Source organism: Paracoccus sp. KKT209, from assembly GCF_055635455.1.
On sequence record NZ_CM145758.1, the window covers coordinates 1,797,024 to 1,810,127 of the forward strand.

General features: G+C 68.7%; 10 protein-coding genes. 5 read left to right on the forward strand and 5 right to left on the reverse strand.

Annotated elements, in window-relative coordinates:
* Window positions 1-5: 5 nt before the first annotated feature.
* On the reverse strand, window positions 6-1,136 hold the full coding sequence (locus tag ACZ2G3_RS09025) for an FAD-dependent oxidoreductase (protein WP_470395434.1): 1,131 nt from the start codon (window positions 1,134-1,136) through the stop codon (window positions 6-8).
* Between the two features lie 72 nt (window positions 1,137-1,208).
* Window positions 1,209-1,631 carry an RNA polymerase-binding protein DksA gene (gene dksA / locus ACZ2G3_RS09030; protein ID WP_419268212.1) on the reverse strand — a complete coding sequence of 141 codons (423 nt, stop codon included), beginning with the start codon at window positions 1,629-1,631 and terminating at the stop codon, window positions 1,209-1,211.
* Window positions 1,632-1,804: 173 nt separating this feature from the next.
* On the opposite strand from dksA, the gene ACZ2G3_RS09035 reads away from it, so the two are divergent.
* Both ACZ2G3_RS09035 and ACZ2G3_RS09040 read left to right on the forward strand, forming a co-directional pair.
* Window positions 1,805-2,647 carry an AAA family ATPase gene (locus tag ACZ2G3_RS09035; protein WP_470395436.1) on the forward strand — a complete coding sequence of 281 codons (843 nt, stop codon included), beginning with the start codon at window positions 1,805-1,807 and terminating at the stop codon, window positions 2,645-2,647.
* Between the two features lie 91 nt (window positions 2,648-2,738).
* Window positions 2,739-4,025 (forward strand): O-acetylhomoserine aminocarboxypropyltransferase/cysteine synthase family protein, encoded by a 1,287-nt coding sequence (locus ACZ2G3_RS09040; RefSeq protein WP_470395438.1) that lies wholly within the window; start codon window positions 2,739-2,741, stop codon window positions 4,023-4,025.
* 45 nt (window positions 4,026-4,070) lie between these two features.
* On the opposite strand, the gene ACZ2G3_RS09045 is transcribed toward ACZ2G3_RS09040, so the two are convergent.
* Window positions 4,071-5,060 (reverse strand): SIMPL domain-containing protein, encoded by a 990-nt coding sequence (locus tag ACZ2G3_RS09045; protein ID WP_470395440.1) that lies wholly within the window; start codon window positions 5,058-5,060, stop codon window positions 4,071-4,073.
* Window positions 5,061-5,261: 201 nt separating this feature from the next.
* Here ACZ2G3_RS09045 and ACZ2G3_RS09050 point away from each other — a divergent pair, with 201 nt between their 5' ends.
* Window positions 5,262-8,285 carry a hypothetical protein gene (locus ACZ2G3_RS09050; RefSeq protein ID WP_470395441.1) on the forward strand — a complete coding sequence of 1,008 codons (3,024 nt, stop codon included), beginning with the start codon at window positions 5,262-5,264 and terminating at the stop codon, window positions 8,283-8,285.
* Between the two features lie 26 nt (window positions 8,286-8,311).
* On the opposite strand, the gene ACZ2G3_RS09055 is transcribed toward ACZ2G3_RS09050, so the two are convergent.
* Window positions 8,312-9,331, reverse strand: coding sequence for a TraB/GumN family protein (locus tag ACZ2G3_RS09055; RefSeq protein WP_470395443.1), 1,020 nt, complete (start codon window positions 9,329-9,331; stop codon window positions 8,312-8,314).
* Between the two features lie 191 nt (window positions 9,332-9,522).
* On the opposite strand from ACZ2G3_RS09055, the gene ACZ2G3_RS09060 reads away from it, so the two are divergent.
* Window positions 9,523-9,810 (forward strand): co-chaperone GroES, encoded by a 288-nt coding sequence (locus ACZ2G3_RS09060; RefSeq protein WP_419268206.1) that lies wholly within the window; start codon window positions 9,523-9,525, stop codon window positions 9,808-9,810.
* Window positions 9,811-9,851: 41 nt separating this feature from the next.
* Window positions 9,852-11,495 (forward strand): chaperonin GroEL, encoded by a 1,644-nt coding sequence (gene groL, locus ACZ2G3_RS09065; protein WP_419268205.1) that lies wholly within the window; start codon window positions 9,852-9,854, stop codon window positions 11,493-11,495.
* Between the two features lie 85 nt (window positions 11,496-11,580).
* On the opposite strand, the gene ACZ2G3_RS09070 is transcribed toward groL, so the two are convergent.
* Window positions 11,581-13,104, reverse strand: coding sequence for a Ppx/GppA family phosphatase (locus ACZ2G3_RS09070; protein WP_470395445.1), 1,524 nt, complete (start codon window positions 13,102-13,104; stop codon window positions 11,581-11,583).

Here is a 13,104-nt window from a genome sequence, read left to right on the forward strand (position 1 = left end):
CCGGCTCAGGGGTGCTGCGCCACCGGGTCGTGGTCGTAGAGCCAGTCGAACCGGCCCGGCATGAACGAGGGCGCGACCCGCCCCGCCAGCCGCAGCACCCCGTGCCCCACCACCCGCTTGAGGCCGCCCAGGTGATAGTTGCGGGCATTGGCATTCGCCGCCTCGACGATGCGCGTCACCCGCGGCTGGCGCGCGGCCTGATAGCGGACCAGGGCCGCCGCCTGATCCCCGTCGGCATCCAGGCAGGCGGCCAGCACCCAGGCATCCTCGATCGCCATGCCGGCGCCTTGCGCCAGAAAGGGCAGCGTCGGGTGCGCCGCGTCCCCCAGGATCGCGCGCTTGTCGTCATGCCAGCGGGCGGCGACCTGATGGCGGAACAGCCCCCAGACATGCACCTCCTCCACGGCCGACAGCCAGCCGGGGACCGGTCCTGCAAATCCCGCAAAGGCGGCGCGCAGGTTGGCCGGGTCGTCGGGATGCGACCAGCCCTCGTCCTGCCAGTCGCGCCGCTCCTGCACGGCCACGATATTGCGAAGGCCGCCCGCCAGCGGATAGCTGACCAGGTGCCGGCCGCGGCCCATGAAGACCTGGGCTTCGGGCTGGGGGGCCACGTCTTCGGCGATCAGCGCGCGCCAGGCGGTCTGGCCGGTGAAAAAGGGAACCTCCTGCCCGTTCAGGGCGGCCCGGATGCGGCTCTTCAGCCCATCCGCGCCGATCACAAGCGGTGCATCGGGGGGCGCGGTCACTTCCTGTCCCGTCCGGATCTGCACGCCTGCCGCCGTCGCGGCCCGGGCCAGCACCGCGATCAGGCGCGCGCGGTGGATCAGCAAAAAGCGGGCCTGCGGGCGGTGCGCCATCAGGTCCATGCGCAGGACCGAGGCGCCCGAGGCATCGCGCAGATGGACGGCACGGTTTCGCAGGCTGCAGCGGTCCAGCGCATCGGACAGGCCAAGCGCCTCCAGCACCCGCACCGCATTGGCCGACAGCTGAATGCCCGCGCCGACTTCGGAGAGGTCTGCCGCGCGCTCCAGCACGGTCACGGCGGCGCCCCGCCGCGCCAGCGCCAGCGCCGCCGTCAGGCCGCCGATCCCGGCGCCCACCACGACCACGGGGCGGTCCCTCAGCACAGCGGCCATGATCTTCCTTTCGCGGGCATGAAAAAGCCCTGCTGATGGATCATCGGCAGGGCCCGGCACATGGTCGCGACATTACTCGTCGCGGTGGACACGTTCCTTGCGCTCGTGCCGCTCCTGGGCTTCCAGGGTCATCGTCGCGATGGGGCGGGCGTCGAGGCGGCGCAGGCTTATGGGTTCACCGGTCATCTCGCAATAGCCGTATTCGCCCGTCTCGATCCGGCGCAGCGCCGCGTCGATCTTGCTGACCAGCTTGCGCTGGCGGTCGCGGGTGCGCAGTTCCAACGCGCGGTCCGTCTCCTCGCTGGCGCGGTCGGCCAGGTCGGGCACGCTGCGGGCGCTGTCCTGCAGGCCTTCCAGCGTCTCGGCCGACTGGTCCAGCAGCTCCTGTTTCCAGGCCTCCAGCTTCCGGCGGAAATATTCGAGCTGACGCTCGTTCATGAAGGGTTCGTCCTCGGCGGGACGATAATCCTGGGGAAGGAAGGTCTGGGCTTTCATACGTCCTCCGGCGGCGCCGGGCGGAGCAAAAATTCCGGCACCTTGCCGGCCCCCTTAAAGTATGACGTGCTGCTTGTCACTAGGCTTGACGGGGCTAATCATGCGTTATCTGCAAGATGCTGCCGCCGACAGGGCAAATTGCGCCAAGCGTCTCACGCAAAAGGAGAGTTTACATGGAGTTCACCGGCACCGACCGCTATGTCGCGCCAGCTGACCTTGCCGTGGCGGTCAATGCGGCCGTCACGCTGGAACGCCCGCTGCTGGTCAAGGGAGAGCCCGGCACGGGCAAGACGGAACTGGCCCGGCAGGTCGCGGCCAGCCTGGGAATGCCCCTCATCGAATGGCATGTGAAATCGACCACCAAGGCGCAGCAGGGGCTTTACGAATACGACGCGGTCAGCCGCCTGCGCGACAGCCAGCTGGGCGAGGCGCGCGTTCACGATGTCGGCAACTACATCCGCAAGGGCAAGCTGTGGCAGGCCTTCGAAGCGCCCGCCAAGGTCGTCCTGCTGATCGACGAGGTGGACAAGGCGGACATCGAGTTCCCGAACGACCTGCTGCAGGAACTGGACCGGATGGAGTTCCACGTCTACGAGACTGGCCAGACGATCCGCGCGGCGCACCGGCCTGTCGTCATCATCACCTCGAACAACGAAAAGGAGTTGCCGGACGCCTTCCTGCGGCGCTGCTTCTTCCACTATATCCGCTTTCCCGATCCCGAGACGCTGAAGGCGATCGTGGCGGTCCATTACCCCGGCCTGAAACCCCGCCTGCTGGAGGAGGCTCTGTCGCAGTTCGTGTCGCTGCGCGAGGCGCCCGGTCTGAAGAAGAAACCCTCGACCAGCGAGTTCCTGGACTGGCTGAAGCTGATCCTGGCCGAGGACCTGGCACCCGAGGACCTGAAGCGCGATCCCGCGACGATGCTGCCCCGCCTGCACGGCGCCCTGCTGAAGAACGAACAGGACGTGGCATTGTTCGAAAAGCTGGCCTTCATGGCGCGCCGGCAGGGGCGGTAAGGCCGCCCGCAGGATCCGGCGGCGGGATCATTCCTCGTTGCCGGGGCCGCCCCGCCGCGGATAGGCTGCGCCAAAATCAAGGGAGAACCGAATGAGCGACCAACAGGCTTTCGACACGCAGGCCATCCATGCAGGGGCCGCGGCCGATCCGGCGACGGGTGCGCGGCAGGTGCCGATCTACCAGACCACCGCCTATGCGTTCCGCGATGCTGACCACGCCGCGCGGCTCTTCAACCTGCAGGAGGTCGGCTACATCTATTCCCGGCTGACCAACCCGACGGTTTCCGCCCTGCAGTCGCGGGTGGCGGCGCTGGAGGGCGGCGCGGGCGCGGTCTGCTGTTCGTCCGGTCACGCGGCGCAGATCCTGGCGCTGTTTCCGCTGATGGGGCCGGGGCGCAACGTGGTAGCCTCGACCCGCCTTTATGGTGGCACGGTGACCCAGTTCAGCCACACGATCCGCCGGTTCGGCTGGTCGGCCAAGTTCGTGGACTTTGACGACCCGGAGGCGCTGCGCGCCGCCATCGACGACGACACCCGGGCGATCTTCTGCGAATCGATCAGCAACCCGGGCGGCCATGTGACGGACATCCCGGCCGTCGCGGCCGTCGCCGATGCGGCGGGCCTGCCCCTGATCGTCGACAACACGCTGGCCACCCCCTATCTGTGCCGCCCGATCGAGATGGGCGCGACGCTGGTCGTGCACAGCCTGACGAAATACATGACCGGCAATGGCACGGTCACCGGCGGGGTCGTCGTGGACAGCGGCAGGTTCGACTGGTCCGCCAGCGACAAGTTCCCCAGCCTGTCGGCACCCGAGCCCGCCTATCACGGCATGGTCTTCCACCAAACCTTCGGCAACATGGCCTTTACCTTCCACGGCATCGCGGTGGGCCTGCGCGACCTGGGCATGACCATGAACCCGCAGGGCGCGCATTACACGCTGATGGGGATCGAGACGCTTGGCCTGCGGATGCAGCGCCATGTCGAGAATGCCACCCGGGTCGCGGCCTGGCTGGAACAGGACCCGCGCGTGGAAAAGGTCACCTATGCCGGGCTGGACAGCTCTCCCTGGAACGCCACGGCCAAGCGGCTCTACCCCAAGGGCGCAGGCGCGCTGTTCACCTTTGCGATCAAGGGTGGGTATCAGGCGGCGGTCAAGCTGGTCGATGCGCTGAAGCTGTTCAGCCATGTGGCGAACCTGGGCGACGCGCGGTCGCTGGTCATCCACTCGGCCTCGACCACGCACCGCCAGCTGACCGAGGACCAGCAGCGCGCCGCCGGCGCCGGACCCGAGGTGGTGCGCCTGTCCGTAGGCATCGAGGATGCCGCGGACCTGATCGCCGACTTGGATCAGGCGCTGGCCCAGGCCACGGCCTGAGGCCCCAGATGTAGCGGGGGTCCGGTGACGGACCCCCGGACGCGATCAGTTCGACGGAGCCTCGGGCAGCGGCTCCACGATGCCGGGCACGACGGGTTCGTCGGGCGCCGGGGCACCATCGCCGGGCATCGGCGGCACCACCTCGGGTGCGGCCTCGCCCGCCGAGGCCTCCGGCGCCGGGGCATCGGGGGCAGCATGCATCATGCCCATCCCCATGCCGTGGCCGTGGCCGCCTTTCCCGCCCCCCATCTGGCCGTGATGGTAGCCGCCCATCATCGGGGCACAGGCCGCGTCGCCGCTCAGCGCGTATTCGATTTCGACCAGGGCCGTCATCTCCATCTCACCCGCCTGGACCGGCACGGAATCGGCCATCGCGGCCTCCATCCGCATCAGCGGGCGCGGCCCGCCGCCGCCGGTCTGCTGGTCGCGCAGCGTCATGACCGGGCCAAGCGTCAGCCCGGCGGCCTCGGCCAGAACCTCGGCCTTGCGGCGCGCATCGGCCACCGCCTCGCGCCGCGCCTCGTCCAGCGCCTCGGCGCCATCCTCGCGGCTGAAGGTGATGCCGTTGATCTCGTTCGCGCCGGCCGTGACGATGGCGTCCAGGACCTCGCCCAAGCGGGGCAGGTCCGACACCCGCACGCTGACCAGGTTGCTGGCCTGATAGCCGGTCACCTCGGGCGCCTGACCCTCGCCATAGCGCATCAGCGGATTGAGGTTCAGGCCCGAGGTCTGGATCTGCGCGGCATCGATCCCGGCGCCGGTCAGCGCCTCGATCACCGCCTGCTGCTGCTGCGATGTCTGCTCCATCGCAGCGGCCGCGCTCTCGGCCTGGCTGGTCACGCCCAGCTGCACCATGGCCATGTCGGGGGCGATGCGCGCCTGGCCTTCGCCGGTGACCGTCAGGCGCGACGGGCCCGACATCGGGCCGCAGGACATGCCTTGGGGCGCGGCCAGTGCCGGCGTCGTCAGCAGCGCCGCAAGGGCGGCCGAAAGCGCAAGGCCGCGGGTTTTGGAAACACGAAAGACCGATGGCATGGGGGATCCTTTCTGATCGCTCGCCTGATGTCATCTTCATGCCCCGGCGCGGACCTTTCGCCTAGTCCCGGCAGCGGTGAAAGCGATCACAGATGTGCCAGTTCTTCTTTCAACGTTCCACAATTTGCGGTAGTGATGGTCAAGGTCAACGACATCATGCGCAAGCATCGCGTGGTGCAAAAATCGAGCAGCGAACCATCCATGAACCAGCGAGCCGCGCCTCCCGAATTCGCCATGAGCTTTACCCAGGAGGCCGTTCAGCTTGAACGGCGGGACGGACGTAGCTGGCGGCCGCTTGGGCAGGCGCGATTTGCCGGTCGCGACCTGGCCTCGGTGCTGAACGCGCTGCGCGACGAGGCGGGCGGCCAGGCGGGCGAACTGGACACGGTGCTTGTCATCCCCGACGACCAGATCCTCTATACCACGCTGACGGTGCCCTTCGGATCGGACACGGCGACCACCGTCGCCCGCGCGCTGGAGGGGCTGACCCCCTACCGGGCCGAGGACCTGGCCTTCGACTGGTGCCCCGCCCCCAACGGCGACATCGAGACGCTGCGCGTCGCGGCCGTTGCCAAGCGCACCTTGGAAGAGGCCGAGGAATTCGCCCGCGCCCAGGGGTTCCGCCCCTCGGGCTTCCAGGCCCGGCCCGGCGACGACCGCTTTGAGGGCCAGCCGGATTTCGGCCCCACGCGGCTGGCGCAGGAACAGTTCAACCGCCGCCCCTTCAGCGAACCGGACCTGAGCCAGGCCAGGGTCACCGCACCAGTTATCGAAGGTGACATTATGCCTGCCGCCGTGCAGGCGGTGGCGGTCTCGCGCATCACGCCCCATGTCGCCCTGCCCCAGGCAGCGCCTATCGTCGGGGACGCGGCTCCGACCGAGGCGGATGAGGACGCGGCGACAGCGGCACAGACCCACCCGGTCATCCGGCACGGCCAGTCCGGCCCGCTGACGGCCAAGCGGCTGTCGCCCCGCGCCGAAGCAGTCCACAACCGCGCCGCCAGCGCCCGCGCGCAGCGGCGGCCCGAGGATCCGGAGCCCGCGGCGGCCCCAACCCTGGCCGACCGGCTGCGGCACCTGGATCCCGCGCGCCTGCCGGTCATGGTGGGCGGCCTCTTCCTGGTGCTGCTGTTGGCGCTGATCTTCCTGGGCGGACAATCGGAGAGGCAGGCAGTCGTCGAGGCGCCGGCGCCCCAGCCCGCACCCGTCGAACCGTCCATTGCCCAAGAACCCGCAATCGAACCCGTTGCACCGGCCCCAACACAGGCCCGATCCACAGCCGCAGTGGAACAGAGCTCGGTGACCGAGCCCACGCAGCCCCCTGCAGCAACAGAGCCTGCGCAAGAGCAGGACGCTCTCTCGCGGGCCCTAGCAGAGGCGATGGGTCAGGGTGCGGCCGAGCCCAGCACGACGCCGCTGCCCCTGGAACCCGTGGCATCGGCCAATGCGGAACCCGCAGCGTCCGGGCAGACGCCCGTCATCGAAGCCGCCGCACCGCAACCCGCCACCACCGAACCGGCTGTCGCGGCAGTCGCCGAGCCCACCCCCGCCGCGGCCTTGGCAGCGGCCACCGCGACCTCTGCACTGCTGCCGGCCAACCCGGCCCCGGCACCACGACCCACCATCGAACCAGCCGCGACCGCGCCTTCGGCCGCCGAGCGGGCGCCGGCTGCGGCGCCAGTGTCCGCCGCGCCGACCGCTGCGGCCCTAGCTCGCTCGCCTCGTCCGCCGCGTGCCGCGCCCGCTGCCGCTGCAGCCCCTGCTGCCCCGGACAGCCGCCCCATGGTGCCGTCCAATCCCCTGCCCTTCGAGGCGCGCGCGGCAGCTCAGCCCGCCCCCGTGACCGGCTCGCGTCCGCCGTCCCGGCCTGCAGAACGACCCTCTGCTGCCCCGGCAGCCGCTGTGCCGGCCGCGGCGGCTGCGCCTGCTGCGCCGCCGGTCAGGGCCGGCCGGGTTGAGGCCCCCGCGCCTGCCTCGGCACGTCCGCCCAGCCCCAGCCGCTCTGCAGGACCGGCTGCGGAAACGCCCGCCGCCGCTCCGCCCCCTGCGCCGGCCCCGGCCCTGTCGGGCAGACCCCCGCAGCGCCCGCAGGACCTGTCGTCGCTGGAGGAGGGAAGTGCTGCCGAAGCCGCCGAGCCCCGGATGCTGACCGAAGCCGAGCGCTGGCTGATCCAGCGCCAGCTGCGGGACCTGCGCACTGCCCAGGCCGGTTCGACAGGTCTATCGCCGGCGGAACGCGGCCTGGTCTTCCAGCTGGCCGATGCACGGCCGGTGCGCAAGCCGGTCGCGGTCCGCGCCCCCTCGCAACAGGCGGTCGAGCAGGCGGTATCGGAGGCGGTGCGCGACCAGCGCCCCGAGAGCCGCAGCAAGCAGACCGCCGCCGCCGCTCCGGCAGCGGGCGGCATGGCCCGTTCGGCCCGCCCCGCCAGCCGCCCCGGCGCGTTGCGCGCCACCGCCACCGCCAGCACCGCAAGCCTGTCGGCGGGTGCTGTTGACGCAGCCATCGCCTCGGCCATCGAAAGCAGTTCGGCCCGCCCCGGCAGCGTGCCGCTGACGGCCCTGACCTCTTCCAGCCTGCCCCCGCGGCGCGTGGGTTCGACAGCGGGTGCCGTGGCCGCGGCGACCGGCGGTCTTGCCGCCAATGCGATGGTCGCCAGTGCAACGCCGGTTGCGGCCGCCATCGCCGCCGCCCCCTCCTCGGCCGATCTGCGGGCCGCGGCCGAGGCGCAGGCCGCTCAGGCCGCGCAAGCCGAACAGCTGCGCCAGGATGCGGAACTTCAGGCGCAGGCCGAGGCCCGGGCGCGATCCCAGGCCGCCGCCGATGCCCGTGCCGAGGCGCAGGCCCGCGCCGCGGCCGAGGCCCGCGCCCGTGCCCAAGCCGAGGCCGAGGCCCGCGCCGCCGCTTCCCGCAACCAGCGCTATCAGCCGCCCGAAATCGACCAGGAACCCGATGTCGTGGCCGCCGTTCCCAAGGCCGCCGTGGGAAGTGCCGCAGCCAGCGCTACGGTCAAGGACGGCATCCGCCTGAACAGCACCCAGATCATCGGCACCATCGGCGCGGGCCAGGCCAGTCGCGCATTGGTGCGGCTGTCGAACGGGCGGGTCCTGACCCTGCGCATCGGTGACCGCATCAACGGCGGGACCATCACGGCCATCGGCGACAGCCGGATCACCTATCAGAAGGGCAACCAGGCCCATGCGCTCGGGGTGCTGAACGGACAATAAGGGCCTGAAAGGGCAGCCTGCACGGGTTACCGCGGCTGGCGCGTGATTGTGAAGCCTTCCTGACGCAGCAGGTTCAACACACCCTGCTCTCCGGGCAAATGCAGGGCGCCAAAGGCCGCCACGACGGGCTTGCCTTCCCGGGCGGCGGCAGTCGCGCCTTCGGTCAGCGGCTCGATCCAGTCCTGGTTGCGCTCGTCCATCATCCGGGTCTGCGCAAAGGCGATCTGGCGGTCGACCTCGTCGCGCGGCAGGCCGGAATTGGCATAGGCGTCAAAGCGGCCGAATTCCCAGATCTTCCAGACATCTTCCTCGAAATAGGCGTCCGTCAGCGTCACCGCATAGTCGTCGGCATGGGCGGCGGCAGGCAGCGCCGCGCGGATCATGTCCAGCTCCTGCCCGGGCGTCATGTCCGCGAACAGCGTGAAGACCGTGTCCCAGGGCTCCAGCGCGCGGACCGGGATCTGCGCGGCCTCGGCCTCCGCGATCAGCAGGTGATCAAGGCCGCCGGTCTCTCCGCCCTGCTCGGCCATGATGCGGATCATGCAAGGAGAGATGCCCAGCATCATCGCGACATACCAGGGCCGCATCCGCGAGACCAGGACGGCCGGGGTGCCGCGATCTGACATCGCCTGCGACAGGGCCTGCCATTCGGGCGGGCTCAGCCGTTCGGGCAGGGTCGGGCCGGTCGGGTCGACCATCAGGGTCGGATCCTCGGTCAGGGCCCGGGTCAGGCGCGCCTCCTCCTCGGGGCCGGCCTCGACATACAGCGCGGCGGCCTCGGCGATCAGCGGGCGCAGCCGGTCCAGCGTCTGCTGATGGCGCGGATCGCCGAAATGATAGGTGCCGACCAGGATGATGCGCTGGTCCTCCCGCACCGCCTCAAACAGGAGGCCCCGGCGGAAGGGCACGTCGCGGGTCGCGGCCTCGATCTGGTCCAGCTGATCGGCCGGCATGGTGCGAAAGAGGTTCCGGCCCTCGCATTGCGCCCCATGGACCGAACCTGCGGAGGACACCGCCAGGAAAAGGGCAAAGAGGGCATGTCGCATGGGGATTTCTTCCGTCTTGGATGCGGGCGCAACCTGCCACAGATCCCCGCCACGGGCCACCCGTCCCTCCAAAACTTCGCCGGCCCCCGGTTGACAGACAGGTGATCAAAAGCTAAATCAGCGCCATTGGCACTCATCGGTGGTGAGTGCCAACAGCGAAACACTGTAACCTGAGACATCGGAGTGTTCACATGGCATTCAAACCGCTGCACGACCGCGTTCTGGTCCGCCGCGTCCAAGGCGAAGAAAAGACCAAGGGCGGTCTGATCATCCCCGACAACGCCAAGGAAAAGCCCGCCGAGGGCGAGATCATCTCGGTCGGCGAAGGCGCGCGCAAGGACTCGGGGGAGTTGATCGCTCCGTCGGTCAAGACCGGCGACCGCGTGCTGTTCGGCAAATGGTCGGGCACCGAGGTGACGGTCGATGGCGAAGAGCTGCTGATCATGAAGGAAAGCGACATCCTGGGCGTCATCGCCTGATCTCGCACCCCTTCCTTCAACGATAAATTCAGGAGAATCAAATGGCTGCGAAAGAAGTCAAGTTCAGCACGGATGCACGCGACCGCATGCTGAAGGGCGTCAACATCCTGGCGGATGCCGTCAAGGTGACGCTTGGCCCCAAGGGCCGCAACGTGGTGATCGACAAGTCCTTTGGTGCCCCGCGCATCACCAAGGACGGCGTTTCGGTCGCCAAGGAAATCGAACTGTCCGACAAGTTCGAGAACATGGGCGCCCAGATGGTCCGCGAAGTCGCTTCGCGCACCAATGACGAGGCCGGTGACGGCACCACGACCGCCACGGTCCTGGCCCAGGCCATCGTCAAGGAAGGCATGAAGGCGGTCGCCGCCGGCATGAACCCGATGGACCTGAAGCGCGGCATCGATCTGGCCACCTCGAAGGTCGTCGAGGCCATCAAGGCCGCCTCGCGCCCGGTGAACGACAGCGACGAAGTCGCCCAGGTCGGCACCATCTCGGCAAACGGCGAAGCCCAGATCGGCCGCTTCATCGCTGACGCGATGCAGAAGGTCGGCAACGAGGGTGTCATCACCGTCGAAGAGAACAAGGGGATGGAGACCGAGGTCGAAGTCGTCGAAGGCATGCAGTTCGACCGCGGCTACCTGTCGCCCTACTTCGTGACCAACCCCGAGAAGATGGTCGCCGAGCTGGAAGACGCCTATATCCTGCTGCACGAGAAGAAGCTGTCGTCGCTGCAGCCGATGGTTCCGCTGCTGGAAGCCGTGATCCAGTCGGGCAAGCCGCTGATCATCGTGGCCGAGGACGTCGAAGGCGAGGCTCTGGCCACGCTGGTCGTCAACAAGCTGCGCGGCGGTCTGAAGATCGCAGCCGTCAAGGCACCCGGCTTCGGCGATCGCCGCAAGGCCATGCTGCAGGACATCGCGATCCTGACCGGCGGTCAGGTCATCAGCGAAGACCTGGGCATGAAGCTGGAGAATGTCGGCATCGACATGCTGGGCCGCGCCAAGAAGGTCTCGATCAACAAGGACAACACCACCATCGTCGATGGCGCCGGTGAAAAGGCCGAGATCGAAGCCCGCGTTGCCCAGATCCGTCAGCAGATCGAGGAAACCACCTCGGACTACGACAAGGAAAAGCTGCAGGAACGCGTGGCCAAGCTGGCCGGCGGTGTTGCCGTGATCCGCGTCGGCGGCATGAGCGAGATCGAAGTCAAGGAACGCAAGGACCGTGTTGACGATGCGCTGAACGCGACCCGTGCGGCCGTTCAGGAAGGCGTTGTCGTCGGCGGCGGCGTGGCCCTGGTCCAGGGTGGCAAGGCGCTGGAAGGCGTGACGGGCGTGAACAGCGACCAGGATGCGGGGATCGCCATCGTGCGCCGCGCGCTGGAAGCTCCGATGCGCCAGATCGCCGAGAACGCCGGTGTCGACGGTGCCGTGGTGGCCGGCAAGGTCCGCGAATCCTCTGACAAGGCCTTTGGCTTCAACGCGCAGACCGAAGAATATGGCGACATGTTCAAGTTCGGCGTCATCGATCCGGCCAAGGTCGTCCGCACCGCGCTGGAAGATGCATCTTCGGTGGCCGGCCTGCTGATCACCACCGAAGCCATGATCGCCGAAAAGCCCGAGCCCAAGGGCCAGGGCGCTGGCGGCGGCATGCCCGACATGGGCGGCATGGGCGGGATGATGTAATCATCCCCCTGCCATCCGGCAAACGGAAAGGGCGCCCCACGGGGCGCCCTTTTTGCATTGTCGGTTGAAAAGCAGCTTGGCGGGATCAGGTGATCCTGCAGTCCAACCCCATTGATTTGCACAGCGACAGGAAGCGCGCTTCCGCGACCTCGCCCATCAGCTGTCGGCCGGTGCCGGTCAGGCGCAGTTCCAGCAGTCCATCCGGACTGGGATGCAGCTTGGCGGCATCGGCGGGGTCGTCAATGGCGAACATCGCGCCGAAACGCATGGCCTTGCCAAGGATCTCGGCCTCCCGGATCTGTTCCGCATCCAGCAGCTCGAACAGCGGCGCCATCTGCGACTGCGCGCGGCTGTTCTTGTAGCGATGCAGCAGCGCCAGCCCCAAAAAGATCCGTTCGGGGTGGCTGAGCGCGGCCATGTTGGCGCGGGTCACGTTGTCGAAACAGGCCTCGGCCCGATAGTCGGGATGCGCGCGCCAGGCCGTATCGTGCAAAAGGCAGGCGGCACGATAAAGCCGGTCGCGTTCGGGCGGCAGGTCCGGGAACAGCGGCAGCAGGAAGTGATAGAGCTTCTTGCCGAAACCGGGCAGCCGCGCCATCTGCTTTTCGGTGAAGCGGGCGGCCTCGATCAGCGGATCGCGGCGGCGCAGCGTGTCCGACATATGCTCGTAGAGAAGCCCCTCGCGGATCCCATAGCTGGACACGGCCAGTTCGGCGGGCTGGAAAACCTCGATCAGCTGCGACAGCACCTGAGAAGCCAGCGGCACCAACTCGATCCGCGACGACGAGATGCCGACCTTGGCGCGCAGCGTGTTCAGGTCGTGCTTTCCGATCCAGTCCACCGTCCTGGCCACCGCATCTGGCGTCATGCGGTATTCGTGCAGCACCGTCATCGGATAGCCGCTGCGCTCCATGTCCAGGCGCGCGATGGCCCGCCACGAGCCACCCACCAGGTAGATGCGCTCGTGCCCGGTGCCCATCTGCTCGGCAAGGCCTGCCAGGATGCCGGCGATGTGGTCGCGGAGCTTCTCCGGGGGAACCTGCTGCAGCCGGAAGGGCCCGAGCGGCGAGGTCACGCGCCGGCCCACCTTGCCCGCCTCGACCTCGGCCAGTTCCATGGAGTTTCCGCCGATGTCGCAGACCAGCCCCTTGGCGTCCGGCCAGCCCAGCAGCACCCCCTGCGCCGACAGCCGCGCCTCTTCCTCGCCGTCGATGACCCACATCTTCATGCCGGTCTCGCGCTCGACATGCGCCTGGAAAGCGGGGCCGTCCTCGGCCTCGCGCACGGCGGCGGTCGCCACGCAGGTCAGCGGCTCGATATTCATGCTGCGGGCCAACGCGGCAAAGCGCGCCAGCGCCGAAAATCCCCGCTCTACCCCCTTCGGATTCAGGCGCCCGGTGCGGGCCATGTCCTGGCCCAGGCCGGCCATGACCTTTTCGTTGTAGAAATAGGCCGGCGATCGCGCGGCCCCGTCGAACACCACAAGCCGGATCGAGTTCGAACCCACATCCACGATCCCCACCCGCGTCAGGGCACGCTTTGGCAGCTTGCGCAGCTTGTTGCCGAATGGCTCGATCGTCTGGCCACTTGTCGTCCGCACGCCGTTCAT